The sequence below is a fragment of the Anabaena sp. EIM26 genome (assembly GCF_057568715.1).
Map to the genome: position 1 here is coordinate 5,611,099 of NZ_CM172472.1, position 19,490 is coordinate 5,630,588.

Annotated in this window: 21 protein-coding genes; 13 read left to right on the forward strand and 8 right to left on the reverse strand. The window is 37.5% G+C overall.

Translation table 11 applies throughout. The annotated features are described in order from the left end of the window. Positions 1–22: 22 nt before the first annotated feature. From AC012T_RS24405 to AC012T_RS24425, 5 genes are all read left to right on the forward strand, one after another. Complete coding sequence (locus AC012T_RS24405; protein WP_487061564.1) at positions 23–310, forward strand: BrnT family toxin; 288 nt, start codon at positions 23–25, stop codon at positions 308–310. Next, the gene (locus AC012T_RS24410) at positions 288–563 is read left to right on the forward strand and encodes a hypothetical protein (RefSeq protein WP_487061566.1); all 276 of its coding nucleotides are present in this window, start codon (positions 288–290) and stop codon (positions 561–563) included. The genes AC012T_RS24405 and AC012T_RS24410 overlap by 23 nt, the downstream gene beginning before the upstream one ends. Positions 564–916: 353 nt before the next feature. Further along, positions 917–1,240 carry an ArsR/SmtB family transcription factor gene (locus AC012T_RS24415; RefSeq protein WP_487061568.1) on the forward strand — a complete coding sequence of 108 codons (324 nt, stop codon included), beginning with the start codon at positions 917–919 and terminating at the stop codon, positions 1,238–1,240. 248 nt (positions 1,241–1,488) lie between these two features. Continuing rightward, positions 1,489–2,547, forward strand: coding sequence for a PstS family phosphate ABC transporter substrate-binding protein (locus tag AC012T_RS24420; RefSeq protein ID WP_487066748.1), 1,059 nt, complete (start codon positions 1,489–1,491; stop codon positions 2,545–2,547). Position 2,548: 1 nt separating this feature from the next. Further along, entirely contained in the window at positions 2,549–3,565 is a 1,017-nt protein-coding gene (locus AC012T_RS24425) for an ArsJ-associated glyceraldehyde-3-phosphate dehydrogenase (RefSeq protein ID WP_487061570.1), read from the forward strand. Positions 3,566–3,570: 5 nt separating this feature from the next. Here AC012T_RS24425 and AC012T_RS24430 read toward each other — a convergent pair whose 3' ends face one another. Then, on the reverse strand, positions 3,571–3,717 hold the full coding sequence (locus AC012T_RS24430) for a hypothetical protein (protein ID WP_487061572.1): 147 nt from the start codon (positions 3,715–3,717) through the stop codon (positions 3,571–3,573). Between the two features lie 16 nt (positions 3,718–3,733). On the opposite strand from AC012T_RS24430, the gene arsJ reads away from it, so the two are divergent. From arsJ to arsC, 4 genes are all read left to right on the forward strand, one after another. Beyond that, positions 3,734–4,996 carry an organoarsenical effux MFS transporter ArsJ gene (gene arsJ, locus AC012T_RS24435; RefSeq protein WP_487061574.1) on the forward strand — a complete coding sequence of 421 codons (1,263 nt, stop codon included), beginning with the start codon at positions 3,734–3,736 and terminating at the stop codon, positions 4,994–4,996. A 78-nt stretch (positions 4,997–5,074) separates the two neighbouring features. Then, the gene (gene arsB / locus AC012T_RS24440) at positions 5,075–6,226 is read left to right on the forward strand and encodes an ACR3 family arsenite efflux transporter (RefSeq protein ID WP_487061576.1); all 1,152 of its coding nucleotides are present in this window, start codon (positions 5,075–5,077) and stop codon (positions 6,224–6,226) included. Positions 6,227–6,273: 47 nt separating this feature from the next. After that, a complete protein-coding gene (locus AC012T_RS24445) occupies positions 6,274–6,729 on the forward strand; it encodes an ArsI/CadI family heavy metal resistance metalloenzyme (RefSeq protein WP_487061578.1) in 456 nt (151 codons plus the stop codon). A gap of 92 nt (positions 6,730–6,821) precedes the next feature. Next, positions 6,822–7,217 (forward strand): arsenate reductase, glutathione/glutaredoxin type, encoded by a 396-nt coding sequence (gene arsC, locus AC012T_RS24450; protein WP_487061580.1) that lies wholly within the window; start codon positions 6,822–6,824, stop codon positions 7,215–7,217. On the opposite strand, the gene AC012T_RS24455 is transcribed toward arsC, so the two are convergent. Continuing rightward, the gene (locus tag AC012T_RS24455; RefSeq protein ID WP_487061582.1) at positions 7,197–7,469 is read right to left on the reverse strand and encodes a DUF2887 domain-containing protein; all 273 of its coding nucleotides are present in this window, start codon (positions 7,467–7,469) and stop codon (positions 7,197–7,199) included. The two genes, arsC and AC012T_RS24455, sit on opposite strands and share 21 nt — an antisense overlap. 450 nt (positions 7,470–7,919) lie before the next feature. Here AC012T_RS24455 and dnaK point away from each other — a divergent pair, with 450 nt between their 5' ends. Continuing rightward, positions 7,920–9,827, forward strand: coding sequence for a molecular chaperone DnaK (gene dnaK, locus AC012T_RS24460; protein WP_487061584.1), 1,908 nt, complete (start codon positions 7,920–7,922; stop codon positions 9,825–9,827). 368 nt (positions 9,828–10,195) lie between these two features. Here dnaK and AC012T_RS24465 read toward each other — a convergent pair whose 3' ends face one another. After that, positions 10,196–11,455 (reverse strand): ISAs1 family transposase, encoded by a 1,260-nt coding sequence (locus tag AC012T_RS24465; protein WP_487059489.1) that lies wholly within the window; start codon positions 11,453–11,455, stop codon positions 10,196–10,198. Between the two features lie 205 nt (positions 11,456–11,660). Between AC012T_RS24465 and AC012T_RS24470 the strand changes: the two genes are divergently transcribed. From AC012T_RS24470 to AC012T_RS24480, 3 genes are read left to right on the forward strand one after another with little or no spacing between them, the layout of a single operon-like run. Beyond that, complete coding sequence (locus AC012T_RS24470) at positions 11,661–12,329, forward strand: TIGR04255 family protein (protein WP_487066750.1); 669 nt, start codon at positions 11,661–11,663, stop codon at positions 12,327–12,329. Then, complete coding sequence (locus AC012T_RS24475; RefSeq protein WP_487061586.1) at positions 12,319–13,107, forward strand: hypothetical protein; 789 nt, start codon at positions 12,319–12,321, stop codon at positions 13,105–13,107. Before AC012T_RS24470 ends, AC012T_RS24475 begins: the two co-directional genes overlap by 11 nt. A gap of 19 nt (positions 13,108–13,126) precedes the next feature. Next, positions 13,127–13,636, forward strand: a complete 510-nt coding sequence (locus AC012T_RS24480; RefSeq protein ID WP_487061588.1) for a hypothetical protein — start codon at positions 13,127–13,129, stop codon at positions 13,634–13,636. 187 nt (positions 13,637–13,823) lie between these two features. On the opposite strand, the gene AC012T_RS24485 is transcribed toward AC012T_RS24480, so the two are convergent. From AC012T_RS24485 to AC012T_RS24505, 5 genes are all read right to left on the reverse strand, one after another. Further along, the gene (locus AC012T_RS24485; protein WP_487061590.1) at positions 13,824–14,849 is read right to left on the reverse strand and encodes an ABC transporter permease; all 1,026 of its coding nucleotides are present in this window, start codon (positions 14,847–14,849) and stop codon (positions 13,824–13,826) included. 221 nt (positions 14,850–15,070) lie between these two features. Next, positions 15,071–16,684, reverse strand: coding sequence for an ABC transporter substrate-binding protein (locus tag AC012T_RS24490; protein ID WP_487061592.1), 1,614 nt, complete (start codon positions 16,682–16,684; stop codon positions 15,071–15,073). Between the two features lie 132 nt (positions 16,685–16,816). Next, positions 16,817–17,386 (reverse strand): Uma2 family endonuclease, encoded by a 570-nt coding sequence (locus AC012T_RS24495; protein WP_487061594.1) that lies wholly within the window; start codon positions 17,384–17,386, stop codon positions 16,817–16,819. Positions 17,387–17,533: 147 nt separating this feature from the next. Beyond that, positions 17,534–18,961 carry a hypothetical protein gene (locus tag AC012T_RS24500; protein WP_487061596.1) on the reverse strand — a complete coding sequence of 476 codons (1,428 nt, stop codon included), beginning with the start codon at positions 18,959–18,961 and terminating at the stop codon, positions 17,534–17,536. 82 nt (positions 18,962–19,043) lie between these two features. Next, positions 19,044–19,400, reverse strand: a complete 357-nt coding sequence (locus AC012T_RS24505; protein WP_487061598.1) for a hypothetical protein — start codon at positions 19,398–19,400, stop codon at positions 19,044–19,046. Between the last annotated feature and the right edge of the window lie 90 nt (positions 19,401–19,490).

The following is a 19,490-nucleotide window of genomic DNA, read 5'->3' on the forward strand; positions in this document are numbered from 1 at the left end:
AATACAAAAGGTTAAAATTGAGTTGGAACTAAAATTTGAATGGGATGAAGATAAAGCTAAATTAAATCAGAAAAAACATGGTATTTCTTTTGAGGAAGCCGTTTCGATATTTAATGATCCTTTATCTATCAACTTTGACGATCCTGAACATTCATTAGGAGAGAATCGCTATATTATAATAGGATTATCCAATCAAGGCAGATATTTATTTGTTTCCCATGCAGATCGTAATGATAAAATCCGGTTAATTAGTGCAAGATTAGTTACACCTAAAGAAAGGAGATATTATGAACGAGAAAATACAATATGAATTAGAAGATGACTTAAAAGAAGAATATGATTTAAGTCAACTAAAAAATCCTATTCGGGGTAAATATTATCAACAATATCAAGAAGGATATAGTGTTACTATTCATAATGAAGATGGGACAACAACAGTAGAAAATTTCCCTAAACAAAATGATATAATTGTTCTCGATCCTGACGTGAAACAATATTTTCCTGATTCAGAATCCGTTAATTCTACTTTAAGGAGTTTAATTAAATTAATCCCTCAGAAATAGTAAATTGCTATACTAAAAACGGGTTGCAGCTTTACCAGGACTTACGCAAAATAGAACGGAAGTAGGGGTAATTCATGAATTACCCCTACGCAAGAATCAGGTTTTGAGTTTAATCTTGCGTAAGTCCTATTTACTCTTGAAATCGTTAAGAGTATTGATATAAAAAGATTTTTACCTAGGCAAAAGTATAGCCATACTCCATTTTTAGTATACACCAATTTCAATCCACTTATTGCTGATCGCTTGGGTGAAGCTTTACAAAGATTCAAAGAAGCGGGAATTCACTATCAAATGGAAGCCGTAGTTTCTGCGTCAGAATAGAGATAGTTTAGTTTATACCACGTAATTAATTGATGCCAACTCCCACTACTTTTCCTAACAATGTCGTCGTAGCAGGCTTTCATGCCCTTTCTGACCCCATCAGAATCAGCGTATTAGAACTGCTACGACAGCGTGAATTGTGCGTATGTGACTTATGTGATGCTTTAGAAATAAGTCAGTCAAAATTATCCTTTCACCTGAAAAATCTTAAAGAAGCTGGTTTAGTTAACTCACGTCAGGAAGGACGCTGGATTTATTACAGCTTAAATCTGCCCCAATTTCAGGTTTTAGAACAATATTTAGCAGATTTTCGTCTCAATCATATCATGTCAGTACCTCGTTCCTGCTGCGATTAATCAAGATGGATAGTATTAAAGTTATTTGAGTGTAATCACATAAATTAAGACAGTGTTAATTACTCAAAACCTTGAAGTAACCGAGTTTATACTCATGACTCACCGCTTTGCTTTAACTCCTGTACCCAATCCATCAATTTTTCTTGATTAATATTTGTATCTAGTGTTATTCTATTGCTTGACATATCAATTTTTTTTGAAATGATAGATACATACTTTCCATATCAGCAATAGAGATGGTGATGTCAGTGAAAACAACGAGGAATAAATTGGTCTTAGCAGTGGGTATGTTGACATTAGCAACTAGTTGCACAACAGCACCCAACTCATCAATTCAAACTCAGCAGACACCAAATACAACACAGGTCACTGATTCAACAACTATAAAAGCTATCAAAATTGATGGTTCTAGTACCGTACACCCGATTACACAAGCCATAGCCAAAGAGTTTCCCACCACAACCAAAAATAACACCCCAGTGCAAATCAGCATTTCTGGTACTGGTGGGGGTTTTGAAAAATTCTGCGCTGGTAAAACAGATATCAATAACGCCTCTCGACCAATTTCTAAAGCAGAGATGGCAGATTGTAATAAAAATGATGTGAGATACATAGAATTACCTATTGCCTTTGATGCCTTAACTATTGCAGTGCATCCCCAAAACGACTGGGCAAAAGACATCACAGTAGCAGAATTAAAAAAGATGTGGGAACCTGCTGCTGAAGGAAAAATCACCCGTTGGAATCAAGTACGTAGTTCTTGGCCAGATCGTCCTCTGAATTTATACGGTGCTGGTAAACAATCTGGTACTTTTGACTACTTCACAGAGGCACTAGTTGGTAAAGCCAAATCCAGCCGTAACGATTACATAGGTAGCGAAGATGATGATGTCTTAGTTGAAGATGTCAATAAAGATCCTAACGCTTTAGGATATTTTGGTTACGCTTACTATGAAAAAAACAAAGATAAGTTAAAAGTAGTAGCTGTTAATAACGGAAAAGGTGCAGTTTTACCATCACCAGAAACAGTAGAGAAATCTCAATATCAACCACTTTCTCGACCTTTATTTATCTATGTCAATCTTTGGTCTAGCCAAAACAGAGGTGACGTTTATAAGTTTGTAGATTTCTATCTGCAAAAAGCATCAACAGTTGCTAACTCTGTCGGTTATGTACCTTTACCAGAGGAAGCTTACAAAATTAATTATGTCCAATTGCATAACGGAAAAGCGGGAACAGTTTTTGCTGGAAAAGCAGAATTAGACTTAACAATTGAGCAATTATTGCGTAAACAAAAGGAATTTTAATATGACAGTGCGTGTAGGAATTAATGGCTTTGGCCGCATGGGACGTTTAGCACTCCGCGCTGCATGGGGTTGGCCAGAAATAGAATTTGTACATATCAATGAAACTAAAGGTGGTGCTGTAGCAGCAGCACATTTACTCAAATTTGATTCTGTACATGGACGCTGGACACCAGAAGTTGAAGCGGTAGAAAACAGAGTCGTAATTGATGGTAAATCCCTCACTTTTAGTGAATATTCCCAACCCGGTGAAGTTCCTTGGGAAGACTTTGGTGTTGATATTGTATTGGAATGTTCTGGTAAGTTTAGAACCACAGCTACCCTTGATCCTTATTTTAAAAGAGGTGTGCAGAAAGTAGTTGTTGCTGCACCTGTAAAGGAAGGGGCATTAAATATCGTCATGGGGGTAAATGATCACCTTTATGAATCTAATCAACATCATTTATTAACTGCTGCTTCTTGCACTACTAACTGTTTAGCCCCAGTAGTAAAAGTAATTCATGAAGGCTTAGGAATTAAACATGGCATAATCACCACTATTCATGATAATACTAATACTCAAACTATTGTCGATGCACCTCATAAAGATTTGCGTCGCGCTAGGGCTACAAGTATGTCATTAATTCCTACTAGCACTGGTTCAGCAACAGCTATTGGTTTAATTTATCCAGAATTAAATGGTAAATTGAATGGTTTGGCAGTGCGTGTACCTTTGTTAAATGCTTCTTTAACAGATTGTGTATTTGAAGTTGTTCGTCCGACAACTGTAGACGAAATTAATGGTTTGTTGAAGGCAGCTTCTGAACAAGAACCATTAAAAGGCATTTTGGGTTATGAAGAACGTCCTTTAGTGTCAATTGATTATAAAGATGATCCTCGTTCTGCGATTATTGATGCCCTTTCGACAATGGTTGTAGATGAAACTCAAGTAAAAATTCTGGCTTGGTATGACAATGAATGGGGTTATGCTAACCGCATGGTGGAACTAGCGCGAAAAGTGGCTTTAAGTTTGCAGAAATAATGGTTTTAAAAGGGGTTGGGTTTTCGTCCTACCCCAGATGGATTTTTTTCACGCAGAGACGAGGCAGCGCGGTCTTGGGGGTTTCCCGCATGAGTGACTGCCGTAGCAGAGGCACGGAGAGAGTTTTTAGATTTATCGGTTTGTATATACAATTTTGAATTATTAATTATGACTGCTACTACAAGTTCTAGTGGTAATTTAAAGAACTACGCTTTAGTTACTTTGGCTTATTGGGGTTTCACTATTACTGATGGTGCTTTGCGGATGTTGGTGTTGCTTTATTTTAATAAAATTGGTTATACACCTCTGCAAATTGCATCTCTGTTTCTGTTTTATGAGGTTTTTGGTATTGTTACAAATTTTTTAGGTGGTTGGATTGGTTCACAATTTGGATTGAAGGTTACTCTTTATACGGGTATTGGTTTACAGATTTTTTCTCTGGTGATGTTGTCTTGGTTAAATCCTAATTGGGTACAGTGGTTTGCAGTTCTTTATGTGATGATTGCACAGGCTTTTTCAGGAATTGCGAAAGATTTAACGAAGATGAGTACTAAAAGTGCTATTCGGTTGGTATTTCCTCAAAATGCCCAATCTTCTTTGTTTAAATGGGTAGCAGTTTTAACGGGTTCTAAAAATGCTCTAAAAGGTGTTGGTTTTTTTGTTGGTAGTGCAATTTTATCTTTATTTGGGTTTGTCAATTCCCTGTTGATAATGGCTGGTGGACTATTTTTGATTATGTTCACTGGGTTGATGTTGCCGAAGGGAATGGGCAAAATTAAGAAGAAGGTTAAGTTTGGTCAACTGTTTTCTAAAAGCAAAGAAATTAATATTTTGTCTGCGGCTAGATTTTTTCTTTTTGGTTCGAGAGATGTGTGGTTTGTGGTGGCTTTACCAGTGTTTTTACGTGAAACTTTGGGTTGGTCTTTTTATCAGGTGGGAGGGTTTTTAGCTTGTTGGGTAATCGGTTACGGAATTATTCAATTTTTAGCACCAACTTTGATACAACGGTTTGGTTCTGGCCGTCCACCACAATCTCAGACTATTCAATTTTGGACTTTTACGTTAACTGCTGTTCCTGGTGCGATCGCACTTGCTCTGCAAATCGGTTTACCTGCTAATCTAGTTATCATCGCTGGACTGCTCATTTTTGGCGTGGTGTTTGCCTTCAATTCCGCGGTACATTCCTATCTAGTGTTAGCTTTTACCGATGACGACAAAGTAGCCTTAAACGTTGGCTTCTATTACATGGCTAACTCCGGTGGTCGTCTCGCAGGTACTGTATTATCAGGTTTAGTTTATCAGTTATCCGGTTTAGTCGGTTGTCTGTGGACATCAATGTTTTTTGTTTTAGCAGCAGCTTTAGTTTCTCTGAAGTTACCAAATCCTCAACCTAGTAAAGATATCGCATGGAAAGCCGGTGACGGTGATTAAAAAATTCAAAATTACCTAATCAGTAATTTCTAGTTTTTCCCAATTACGATTACATCTGTTGATTATTAGGAGATAGGCATGAATATAAATCGGCAGGAAAATATAACCCCAGTCAAAGTTCAAAGCAATCTCAGCTTTTTTGAAAAATATCTCACTGTTTGGGTATTCATATGCATTTTAGTAGGAATTGCATTGGGGAAATTATTTCCAGGAATTGCTGTTACACTAGACGCTATTAGCATTTATCAAGTCTCAATTCCCATTGCTATATGTTTATTTTTCATGATGTACCCCATCATGGTAAAAATCGACTTTACCCAAGCTGCAAATGCACTCCGTACACCAAAACCTGTAATTCTGACTTTAGTAATGAATTGGTTGATTAAACCATTTACAATGGTAGTATTTGCCCAATTCTTTTTAGGTTGGTTATTTAAACCATTGATTACAGGTACAGAATTAATTCGTGGTAATGAAGTTAGTTTAGCCAATTCTTACATTGCCGGGGCAATTCTATTAGGAATCGCCCCCTGTACAGCAATGGTTTTAATGTGGGGATATCTTGCCTATGGAAATCAAGGTCATACCTTAGTAATGGTGGCAGTTAATTCTCTAGCAATGCTGTTTTTATATGCACCATTGGGTAGGTGGTTACTAGCGGCAAATGATTTAACAGTTCCTTGGCAAACAATAGTTTTATCAGTATTAATATATGTTGGGTTGCCATTAGTAGCAGGAATGTATAGTCGGTACTGGATTTTTAAATATAAAGGTAGAGAATGGTTTGAAAGAGAATTTCTGAAATATCTTTCTCCCATTGCTATTAGTGCTTTATTGATTACTTTAGTTTTGCTATTTGCCTTTAAGGGTGAATTAATTATTAACAATCCTTTGCACATTTTATTAATTGCTGTACCGCTGTTCATTCAAACTAATTTCATTTTTCTGATTAGTTATGTAGCCGCATTAAAGTTGAATATCTCTTATGAAGATGCAGCCCCTGCGGCTTTAATTGGTGCTAGTAATCATTTTGAAGTTGCTATTGCCACAGCAGTAATGTTATTTGGTTTAAATTCTGGTGCGGCATTAGCAACAGTCGTAGGAGTTTTAATTGAAGTTCCAGTAATGTTAATGCTGGTTGAATTTTGTAAACGCACAGCAGCGTGGTTTCCCAGAGAACCAGAAAAAGCAACTTTGAGAGATCCTCGCTGTATTCATCATTCCTATTAATATTGATTATTATCAATATCAAATAATTCCTACAAGGAGCAAAATTTATGTCAGTTCTAAAAACTCATGTCGCATTGAATGTCACTAACATTGAGAAATCCGTAACATTTTATCAAGCAATGTTTGGTGTAGAACCTGTGAAATATAAGACTGATTATGCTAAGTTTGATATTCCCAACCCAGCTTTAAACCTGACATTGAATCTAACTTCTAGCATACAGACTGGGGGAGCATTATCTCATTTAGGTGTACAGGTTGAAAGTACACAAGAAGTACAAGCTTCTATAAAAAGATTTACAGACGCTGGACTAGCATTGTTTACAGAGGAAAATACAGAATGTTGCTATGCTTTACAAGATAAGGTGTGGGTGACAGATCCTGATGGAAATCGCTGGGAAGTATTTGTGGTGAAGGTGGCAGACACAAAACCAGAAGAGAATGTGGGTGCTACTATAGATTCTGAACAGGTAGTACAACCTTTGAAAAAATCTTGTTGTGGATGATATGGGGTGGGCAATGTCCCACCATAAATTTATGAATTTTTATTTACATAGCTTAGATTTAATTGTGCAATTTATTAATAATAAATAACATCATGAAAAAAGTAATGTTTATTTGTAAACATAATTCTCGTCGTTCCCAAATGGCAGAAGGTTTTGCTAAAATTTTAGGAGCCGGGAAAATCGCTGTTTCTAGTTCTGGTTTAGCGTCTAGTGAAGTAGATCCCATCACCGTGCAAGTAATGGCAGAAATAGGTATTGATATTAATAATCAAACTTCTAAACCTTTCAGTGATTTTAGCCCTGAAGATTTTGATGTGGTGATTTCTTTATGCGGTTGTGGAGTGAATTTACCCGAAGCATGGATATTAAGAGAAGTTTTTGCAGATTGGCAACTTGATGATCCTGAAGGTCATGATATTGATACTTTTCGTCGTGTGCGAGATGAGGTGAAGGAAAGAGTTATTCTATTAATTGCCTCTCTGGGTTAAATATGGAAATCTGATTTGGAATAGACGGAAATAAATTTCCGTATCGGCTGAAAACTGGACTTTCACAGAATAGATGGTGTTTTGTTCATCCTGTGTTGGTATAAAAACTCCATCTATCCGTAATGTAGTTTGCTTGATTTCGATAGAAGAGAACTGATCGACTGCTGCTATTTGGGCTTGCTTGCCAATTAATTCAAAAAATATGCTGGAAAACTCTTGAAAAAAGCGATAGAATATGCTATCAGTTTTCACGCTGGATAAATTGCTAAAATTGGCACTCTCGCTATTTTTCCTTTTCGTTAACTACTCCAGTGTTTTCCACAGTTGAAAACGCCATTTTATCAGGTCACTGGATAATAAAGCATGGATTCAAGTTGCCTAAAGCTTCATTTTGACGGCAAATACGACTTAGAGATTACGGTTCACCCCAATTCATGAACGTATTAATTCTCATACATTAGTCAGAGTGACAACAGTTCAATCCATGAACCAATTAAAAACAACCTTTAAAATTAACCGTCCTACCCAAGGTTCGGGAAACCACCCTTCATGGACTGACTACACAAGTTCAGTATATATATCAGCATAACTTGCGGTTTCAACCTCAGACCAGCTAAACCATGCTGCACTGACTGTTTTTTTAGATTCAGTTGGTTCAAAATTTAGTCCTTTATTTGTAGTTATACGGAGCCACAACATAAAATGGCAAAAGTAGTTGGAATTGACTTAGGTACGACTAACTCCTGCGTAGCAGTGATGGAAGGTGGTAAACCCACCGTAATTGCTAATGCAGAAGGATTTCGGACAACGCCATCAGTGGTGGCATTCGCTAAAAATGGCGATCGCTTAGTTGGTCAAATTGCCAAACGTCAAGCGGTCATGAACCCCGAAAATACCTTTTATTCGGTTAAGCGTTTCATCGGTCGTCGTTATGACGAAGTTACCAAGGAAACCACTGAAGTATCTTACAAAGTGCTAGGTAGTGGCGGTAACGTTAAACTAGACTCCCCTGGTGCAGGCAAACAATTTTCTCCCGAAGAAATTTCTGCTCAAGTCCTCCGCAAACTAGTAGAAGACGCTAGTAAATATCTGGGTGAAACCGTTACCCAAGCAGTCATCACCGTTCCCGCATACTTCAACGACTCCCAACGTCAAGCAACCAAAGACGCTGGTAAAATCGCTGGGATTGAAGTTCTCCGGATTATCAACGAACCCACAGCCGCCTCTCTAGCTTACGGTTTTGATAAAAAGAGCAACGAAACTATCCTCGTCTTTGACCTTGGTGGTGGTACCTTCGACGTATCCGTACTAGAAGTTGGTGATGGCGTATTTGAAGTTCTAGCTACATCTGGAGATACCCACCTTGGTGGTGACGACTTCGATAAAAAAATAGTTGACTTTTTAGCTGAAAAATTCAAAAAAGACGAAGGCATTGATCTACGGAAAGACAAACAAGCCTTACAACGTTTAACTGAAGCCGCAGAAAAAGCCAAAATTGAGCTTTCTAGCGTTACCCAAGCCGAAATCAACCTGCCATTTATTACAGCTACCCAGGACGGCCCCAAGCACCTGGATACAACTCTAACTCGTGGCACATTTGAAGAACTCTGCTCTGACTTAATTGACCGTTGCCGCATCCCTGTAGAAAATGCTCTCAGAGATGCCAAATTAAATAAGAGCAACATTGATGAAGTCGTACTAGTTGGTGGTTCCACCCGGATTCCCGCAGTCCAAGATGTAGTCAAGCGGGTACTAGGTAAAGACCCAAACCAAACTGTTAACCCTGATGAAGTAGTAGCAGTTGGTGCAGCTATTCAAGCGGGTGTGTTGGCTGGTGACGTTACAGGTATCTTACTGTTAGACGTTTCACCACTATCCTTGGGTGTAGAAACCTTGGGTGGTGTAATGACCAAGATTATTCCTCGCAACACCACAATTCCTACCAAAAAATCAGAAGTCTTCTCAACTGCTGTAGACGGTCAAACCAACGTAGAAATTCATGTCCTCCAAGGAGAACGGGAATTTTCTAACGATAACAAGAGTTTGGGAACCTTCCGTTTAGATGGTATTCCTCCCGCACCTCGTGGTGTACCTCAAATTGAAGTTACCTTTGACATTGATGCAAACGGTATCCTCAACGTCACCGCTAAGGATAAAGGCACTGGTAAGGAACAATCTATCAGCATTACCGGCGCTTCCACCTTGGATAAAAACGATGTTGACCGCATGGTACGTGAAGCTGAACAAAACGCTTCTAGTGACAAAGAACGCCGTGAGAAGATTGAACGCAAGAACCAAGCCGACTCTTTAGCATATCAAGCTGAAAAGCAGTTGCAAGAATTAGGTGATAAAGTTCCTGAAGCTGATAAAACCAAAATTGAAGGTTTGGTGAAAGAACTGCGGGAAGCAGTGGCTAAGGAAGATGATGAGCAAATCCAGAAGCTGACACCAGAATTGCAACAAGCTCTGTTTGCTGTTGGTAGCAACATCTATCAACAAGCTGGTGCAGGTGAAGCTACTGGTGCTGAACCTCCTCAAGATGGTGGTGCTACTCCCCCTTCTGGCGGTGGTGATGATGTGATTGATGCTGATTTCACTGAAAGCAAATAATTCTATTCTCTAGGGGGTGATTAAACTCCCTTGCTTATTACCCATTCAGGTGTTTACCTGGGTGGGAATTTTTTTGGCTATTGTGTGTGTGCATCAGACTCAATAATTTGGTAAAAATTAACAGACCATGAACATTGATTTACACGAAACTTGTTATGGAAATCACAAGCTATACTAAAACTCAGCTTTTCCAGTCTATGAATTGTGTCTAGCTTTGCTATCTATATGAATGCTAATATTGTTGTAAATTGCTAAATGATTAGTATAATCATCACACAGACTAATGGCTTCAGTAAGATTTACACAGCCCCCTCTAGTTGAAATTGCTTTTTCTGTAGAATTTGTTGCTCAGGGTAAGAGCATCTCAATTAGGCTTGACATAAGGGATGTGAGGAATCTAATGTAGAGTCAAGAAAACAACAACTGAGAACTTGAATCATGTAATTGTTGTCCATACCAGTGCGTTTCATTTTTTGGCGGAGACTACGTTTGTAAGTTTGTTCGCGATTGAGAGCATTGAGAGCAATGCGCCGTAAAAGAGCAAAATTACGGGGACTATGGAAAGAGCGAATACGGCAGGAATCCTCAGCAAAAGTGCAATCAAGAGTCCAATGAGCTTGGTTTTCAATCCCCCAGTGTTTACGGATAGCCCGACCTAAAAGTTGAGCATCACTGGGTAAAGAAGAGAGATAAAATTGAACTTCACGAGTAGTTTTATTCCAAAGACGACGCTCCCGAACAACCATGACTACAGTTTGAAGTCCAGCCCAGATTTTGGGTTGGTAAAGTTCACCAACAGCCGAAATAGGAACAGACCAAACTTGACGGATTTCCGTGCGGTGATGTCCTTTCTCAATGCGGTGATCGTAACTGACATCAATGCCTTGAAAATCCTGTGTAGATGATGTTTCAAACCATTGTTTTACCTGATTATAGAGAGTTGGATGATTTGCCTTGAGTGCTAAAACATAATCTGCTTTTTTATCAATAATCTTTTTGGCAATCTCAGTTTGAGTCCCCATTGCATCAATAGTGATAATAGCTCCTGTCATATCCAATAATTCTAATAATGCCGGAATTGCTGTAATCTCATTGGATTTATCTTCCACTTTCATCTGTGCCAAGACCAAATTCTGTTCACTTGCCCAGGCACTAACAACGTGCAGTGCTGATTTCCCTTGATTTCGGTTGTAAGAACCCCTAATGGTCTTCCCATCTATGGGAATTATCTCTCCTCCCATGTTTGTGACTAGGCTTTCTATCCATCTGCTGAAACAACGATTTAATTCTTCAGGGTTAATGAACTCAAATACCCTTCGGAATGTGTCATCTGAGGGGATGCCATTTGGTAGTTCTAAAAACTCTTCCAACCACTCCTGCTTGCTGATGCCGTAGTTCTCTATGTCTTCCCATCCTTGCGCTCCTCCTATCACTGCCAGAATTGCAATCACCAGGATATCTGTAAGTTGATGTTTCTTTGTTCGCTCTACTCTTGGGTCTTTGATGTCTCCAAAATTCTCGACTAAACTCTTTTGAATTGCTTCTATGGATGCCACCTGTACTGGCTTTGACTGACGGCAATTTCTCTTCTTGGAATCACTTGATTTAGTTTCAAATCCTGCCGACATAAAGTTTCTTTCCCGGTGTTTTCAGAGCGATTGCATTGCTTTCATCCCATGTCTTTTGCTCTGCTGTCAAGTGTATTTTTTATCCCTTTGCTTATGCTTATCTTAGTCATTTTGTCAAGTTCATACTATACCAAATTAGATGAGCTTACCCTGATTTGTTGCTCCAGGTTTCTCTTCTGTTCATTTAGGACTTTATTGGGAGTCAATTCGGTCAGAGTTTCCATTACAGCAAGATAGCCAACCAATTATTTTAGAAGAATATGATAATTCTAAACCTCCTTTACGTAGAGTAGGCTTTATATCAAATGATAGGAAAAAAGTAATTCAACTTCAAGAAAATTTATTTATGTTCAATTGGAATTATACTCAGCAAGAGGATGTATATCCTCATTTTGAAGATATATTTAAAGAATTTCTTAGTCATTGGAATCATATACAAGAGTGGTGGTTAAATATCGAAGAAGATCGAATAGAAGTTCAAAAATATGAATTGACTTACTTTAATGCGATTGACGAGAATTCTGGTTGGTATAATGCTAAAGATCATGCCAAAGTATTTAATTTTATAGAAACAAAATGGTCTGATTTTATGAATATTCCAGATTCATTAGACATTCAAATTAATTTCTTGTTGCCTAATGATTTTGGAAAACTATCTGTTAGACTAGATCAATTATCTATATCAAATGATGACGATGATGAGGAAGAAGTAAAAGCAGAAGATTTTTTATTTTTTAAACTACTTGCACAAAGTACCGATACTAGCATTTCAACAACAAACTGGTTTAGATCTGCCCATGATTACATAGTAAAAGCTTTTTTGGAACTGACAAAAGAAGATGCTCAAAAATTATGGGGGCGTTATGAATACTAAATGTACTAGTGTTTCTAGGCTTGAAGAGTCACGATTATCTAAGAAAAGTAAAGATCAAGACAATATTATTGTATTTCCGTCTTCCAGAATTACCGAAAATACTGGCATAAAAGTTAACAAAAGTAATTCTCAGTCTAGTAGCTATAAGCAAGATGTTGATATAGCTAATTCTATGTATTATTTCACAGAAATAAATCATGATAGTTCACGTCAAATAAAGAATGATACTCGGAGACCACAAAGTATTTTCTCTAACACTGAATTTCTCGGTTCAATCCTAATCAAAGATTATTTCCAATCTCATCCCAATAATAGAAAAGCATTAGCTCAAAACGTTGCTAAACATATAACATCTGTTAAGTTAGTATTGGAAGTATTAGAATTGGGTACTTCCAGAAAAATTCGTGAAGGTTTTGATGCTACAGTTATGCTGTTAGCAGAATGTGGAAATGTAATAATCTCTACTCTCAATCACCTGCACAAACCCGACTTAGATAATAAAGATTTATTAGTTTTAGAAGAAAAATGGGAAATTCTAATTACTAGTATTGCTTGTACCTCTAATATCCCTGTTCAAAAAAGATTTAATGCAATCGTTAAATTAATCCCAGATAGCAACAGACGCTCAGTAAAAACTGCAATTATAGATGCTTTGCTAATCATGGAAGATGAGGTAGATATTCAAGCTATCAAAAGTCAATTAGAATATTTTTTGTCAGATTGTGAACATGATGAATATGTAAAAGAATATGCCAAAGAAGCTTTAGAAGATATGTAGGAGTTGAGAACTTTAAACAATGATTCCAACTCTTGAAGATTTTGGTGTACAAACTCCTGCATATATCAGAAAAATAAATAAGCTCACACATTGGAATCCAGAGGATTGTAATAGTGAACAGGAACGCGCTCGAAAAGCTGCTGTAAATATATTTGATGATGGTCTTAATAGTCTTTATTTAGTCAACTCGAATGAAGATTTGTATGCAACGATAGTTGCTATCAGTGTTAATAGAACTCCTAAAGATCAGAATTTTGATTTTATCTGGATAACTGAAGAAGAATTACAAGAGATTGGTATAAAGTTTGAATTAGTAATAGAAGGAGCTTGTTTACATTCCCAAAAGCTACATTTTAATGCTTCCATTGACATAAATGCCGCTTGCAAATTATGCGAAAATATTATGTCGAAAAATAGAGGGTCAAAGCGTTGTAAAAAGAAAGATACTATGAAAATTTTAAATGATTTAGAAACCTTAGGATGTAAAGCCATAGTAATTAACAGCCTAAATTGCAAGTGTGAAAACTAAAACTAATAAAAAATATAGATTTTATCTCTTGTAGGGTGCGTCAGACCCGATAATTGAGCATCTAACAGATTTTCTCTATCTGACGCACCGCAGTAATATGCGATTCCAAAAGCCCGAAACTAGGAAATTTTGGCATATCATATCCAGCTTATATAGTGCATAAGTCCTAATATATTTCCTAATTGTATTAATATCTAATTCTTGGATCTACATAGGCATTGAGAATATCAATCAAAATACTTGCGCTCACCACGATCGCACCAAAGAACACTAGAACCCCCTGCACCGTGGGATAATCGCGGTCAGAAATAGCTTGATATAGTCGATTTGCTAACCCAGGCCAGGAAAATGTGACTTCAGTCAAAATTGCCCCACCTAATAGGGAAGCAAACGTTAACCCCAAAACCGTAATTACAGGAATTAAGGCATTTTTCAAAGCATGGGAGACTAAAATCTTATTTTCAGAAATTCCCCGCGCCCTAGCTGCTTCTACATAATCAGCTTTTAAGGTTTGTTTTAAATTAACTCTGACAATACGCTCAAAAATTCCACTCAGCAAAATTCCCAAGGTAAGACTTGGTAAAGCCAAATGATGTAAAGCGGTGAACAACTGACTGAAATTACCAGTTAATAAACTATCAACTGTATATAAACCGGTGATAGATGAAGGTGCAGGGAGATTTGGAGGAAAGCGGTTAGAATTGGGAAACCAACCCAGTTGAACCGAGAAAATTAGTTGTAACAACATACCTGCCCAAAACATGGGGAGTGCATAAGTAATTATTCCAAATAAACGCCCACCAACATCAAAAGATGTCCCCGGACGAGAAGCGGAAAAAGTACCCACTAAAACGCCAACAATTAGCGCCACAGCCATACTTGAAACTGCTAATTCCACAGTTGCGGGGAAATGTTGACCAATTATTTCCCATACTTGCTGTCCTCGACTTGTTAAGGAAGTTCCTAAATCAAAACGCAGGATATGTCCTAAATAATTTAGATATTGTAGCCAAATAGGTAAGTCTAAACCTAGTTGTTTTCTTAATTCTTCTTTAGCACTTTCTGGCGCACGTCCACCCAGAATTGCATCTGCTGGATCTCCTGGTGTGGCTCTTAATAAAAGAAAAACTATGGTGATAATAGTTAATAATTGTAGTGGTGCAAATAGCAATCGGGAAACTATGTAATATTGTAAAGCTTTAGAACGTGACATATTTTAAATAGGAGTTCAGGAGTTCAGGAGTTCAGGAATTATATATTATCTCGTTTCCATACAGAGTATGGGAATGAATTCTAGAAGGCTCTGCCTTCGATTAAAGTAGAGGCAGAGCCTCTGTGATAGCATTCCCAGTCAGAGACTGGGAACGAGGAAAACTTTCACAGAAATCAGGAGTGAGGATTAGTTACTAATGACCAATAAGCAATGATTAAAACTTACTTTTTAATCGTTTTATAAATCAGGTTTTGGGTGGGGTCAAGGTTAACGTTACTTACACCTTTTTGGGCAAATACATAATCTTTGTTTTGCCATAAAGGTACGTAGGGAACATCAGTTAAAACTTGATTTTGAATGTCTGCAAATATTTTTTTCCTGGCTTCAGGATTTTGTTCTTTGCGTTGCTGATCTATCAGCTTATTCATGGCTTCACTGTAATAGAATGAACCCTGAGTTTGACTGCCTCCATTTTCACATCCTTTAGCAACTGAACCTTTTTCACAGGCTAAAAATGGTTGTACGTAGTTATCTGGATCTAAAAAGTCTGGATACCAATCAAGTAATGCTGCTGGATATAAACCTTCGGAAATCTTTTTAAAGAAGGTAGCACCTTCTACAGTGTTGACTTCCAGTTGCAATATGCCATCCATTTTAGTATCAGCGAGAGATTTTAGTGTCTGTGCTGCTAAACTGCGAGTGGGTGAACTGGAAGGATACCAAATTTGGACTTTAGCAGGATTCTGTTTGGAAAAACCAGCCGCAATTAATGATTTTTGAGCTTGTTCAAAGTTGCCATCACCATACTTATCTTTAAATAATGGCTGGGAAACGTTGAAGGTAGTAGGAATCATGCTGTAAAGCGGATCTGCTTGACTAAACAAAACACGCTCATTTAATAATGGACGATTAATTAGTGATGCGATCGCACTTCTCACCTCGATTTTATCTAAAGGCTTCTGATTCCGATTCAACACCATATAACTAACCACGCTACCTTGGGCTGTTATAGCTTGCCAATCTCCTTTTTTCGCACCTTCTTCCAAGCTACGAATTTGGTCTGGTTGTAAAGATAAGTAAGCTACATCTACCGCACCAGTCCGAAAAGCATTAAACAAATTGACTGGACTGGTTTGAATTTGGACATTAATACCGTTATTGGCGGGTTTTTCACCCCAATATTTATCAAATACATCAAAGCGCAGAGAATCAGTTCCATACTGGGCTAATTTGTAAGGGCCAGTACTAACAAAGATATTCGGTTTAAATTTCCCAGCACCAATTTCATAAGCTTTGGGGGAAACTGGACACACCCCAGAAAACGCCAACAAGGAAGGAAACGCCGCAAAAGGCTTTTTCAACTTAATTGTTAGTTCATAGTCCCCTGTGGCTTTTACAGAGTCTATAGTATCAGCTAATAAGAAGGAGGGTTTACCCTTGTTTTCTATAAAGCGCTGGATACTAAATTCCATTGCTTTGGCGTTGAAGGGAGTGTCATCATGAAAAACCACTCCTTCACGGATGGGGATAGTGTAAGTTAAACCATCTGCACTAACTTTAGGTAATGCCGTGGCCAGTTGGGGTTTGATTTCCGTGCTGCCTGGTTCGTAGGTGTACAAGCGATCGCTCATATTAAACACTAAACCCAAAGATGCCAATTCATAACCATCAGCAGGATCAAGGGTACGCGGCTTTTGAGTTGTACCTACAGTAATCCTACCATCACCAGCAGGAGTATTCACAGCACCAGAATCAGGTGTAGTTGTCTGTGGTCGAGGGGTACAGCTTACAGCTAAAAATAAACATAGAGAGAACAAAGATAGGAATTTTGCCATCCTACCCCAATGTCTCATAGACCGGGAAAACCAAGTTATTACCATTAATTTTTTTTAATCAGCAGTCAATTATTGTAGGGTATATGTTTAGCTAATTACATATAATCAGATTGTTTTTACAACAAAAGCATCTTATTTTTGTAAAACTTGAGCAGCGGTCAACTTGAGATCAGGAAATACGGTGGAAACAATCACATTATCATTTTTATATACCTGCTCGTCATAAAAACCCTCCACCCATTCCAACACCGTCACCTTTTCGGCAATGGGATCAACAATCCAATATTCAGCAATACCCCGTGCTGCATACTCGGATCTCTTGTAGCGATAATCACGATTAGCCTGATTAGGACTTACTACCTCAACCACCAATAACGGCGGTGGCATATCCATATACACAAGCGATCGACTAGCCTCTTTCATAGCAATCGCTAACTCTTCAGAAAATACTACCAGATCAGGTACACGCACGCCCACCCTTCCGCTATTCACAGCCACCTCAGCCTTCATCCGTAATCGAGAAGATGGGATTCCTAATTGAGAAAAATAGGACAATATAAACATCTCTATCCTTTGATTGATATCACTTTCCGAAGGTATGGGAATTAATTCTCCATTTTCCAATTCATATAAAGTTTCCGTACCATCGTCAAAGTTGAGAAATTCCTCAAAGGTCATCTTGTTAGCAATTACCACTGTCATTGTCTTTTCTCCCGTGGGTTAGCTTACCTTAATTATCGCTTAGTTTTTTGATCTCTAATTCTTCAATTAAGTCTCTCTCAACAACCTCACCTGCTTTTGCTGATTGAATTAAAGAAGGAATTTTCACCCTTTCCTATATCCTGATGCTCATTTACTTCGTCGTCTTCTGTAATATCCGCTTACAGGGGTTCCATCTTTCCGAGAATAAGGGTTGACGTATTCATAATCACTTTGATTAGCAATTTTTTTATATTCTTCTACTGAAATTTTCCTTTCTGTTGCTATTGGTATATTATTTTGTTGTGGCTGTTGTGGAGAACTATAGGCATAAGGTGGTGAGCGTTTAGCTTGAGCAAGTTGTGTTTTCAAGTTAGCTATTTCGTTATTTTGTTGTTGATAGCTTTTATATAAAGTTCGATATTGTTGTTCTATCTCAGATTTTTGAGTATTTAGCTGATACTTTTCATTTTGTAATTTTTCAAGCTCAGATATTTTTATTTGAGCGTAAGCAGAGATATCCTGCACCTTATTCTGTAGGTCTGATTTTTGCTGATTCAATTGAGATAGCTGAGTCTGTAGATTATTTATGTAATTTTCTTTTTCTTGATCAAGATGAGTTGCATTTTGAAAACCTCTTCTTAAGTCAGATATTAAATTTTGTAGACCATTTATCTGAACCTGTTTATCTTGAACTGTTCTTGTCAGATTTTGAATATTTTCTTGTAAAGTAACTATATCTGCATCACGATTAGATATTTCTCTATGCAAATCGGAAATATTTTTTGAAAGATTATAAATTTCCTTTATACGCCTGTCTAGCTCATTTTTACCCTCTTGTTTTGTTCTAAGCAAATTATTAAACTCTTGAGAAACAAGAGTTAGACGAGAGCGCAACTCGTTAACAATTGACTGGTAATTGCTATCAATTATAGAGCCATTAGACTCTAAGACTAACTTTGTTGATATAATCCTCATTAATTCATCAATTCTATAAGCAAGACGAAGGCGGTAAGGGCTAATTTGATTGGTATTTTGTGCTATTTCCGCAGCTAATTTATTGATAACTTCTGAAATAACAATTTGTGAAGGTTGCCTACTTCTCGCGAAAAAAACCAAGTTAGTTACAATTTTCTGAAGTTGTTCGTAGTCTTTCTCAGCTTGACTAGCCAAAAAAGTGCGAACAGAATCTTGTAATCCTGCTAGAGTTTTATAACTACGAGGTCTCCGAGGCTCTAGTTCCTGTAGAATTTCACTTCTTTTATACTCCAAAGCCTCAATTGTTCTTGCAATTTTTTCATGATTTGCAGAAGGATCTGCACCAAGACGACCTAATATTCCCTCATATAACCATGCTTGAGATTCTAATTTATTTAGTTTTTGAACTTGCTGTTTATTGTTTAACTGAGGAATTATATCTGTCCTTTGTAGCTGTTTTTGTAAACTATTAACCTTTGCTGAAATCGTACCCTTGAAACAAGCAAGCATTAGCTCTAGAGCCTGACCAAAGGGAAAAGAGTAGTCAGCTAAACCACCAAAAAGACACCAGAAGAATAACGCGCATAACAAGAAAATCACTACTTTAATGTAGTTAAAAAACCTTCTAAAAAAATTCCTGTTCGATTCTAAATCTGAGTTATTAAGATCAAAGAAAAGTTGGTTAACGAAAAAATTGCTGACCTATTTGCTGCCCAATTACTGTGCCAGAATTGCTAGTAACATTGAAGTTTACACCTGAATCAGTATTTTGTGAAACAGAAGTATTTTGTATCTGCCGATACTGATTTACCAGCCTTTCTAGGTCTTCCTGGAATTTCTTATCCCACTCAGCTTCACTTAAGATCGCAGCTTCCAAAAGCTTTGGCTCAGACTCTCTAATTTGAAGTTTGCCTTGAAATCTTTTTGTCAAAAATTCTAAAACATCTCCTCCAGCCTTCTCCAACGCTCCACCCGAAGCCTTATCAATCGCCCAAAGCGCAATATTTACTGATTGTAAAGCTAGTACAGATAATTCCATAGTGAGAGTGTTCCTATTTATCCTAAAGCCTTTGTAAATTTATAGCATATACGCATACATTCCAAACGACGTGATAATACGATACTATCC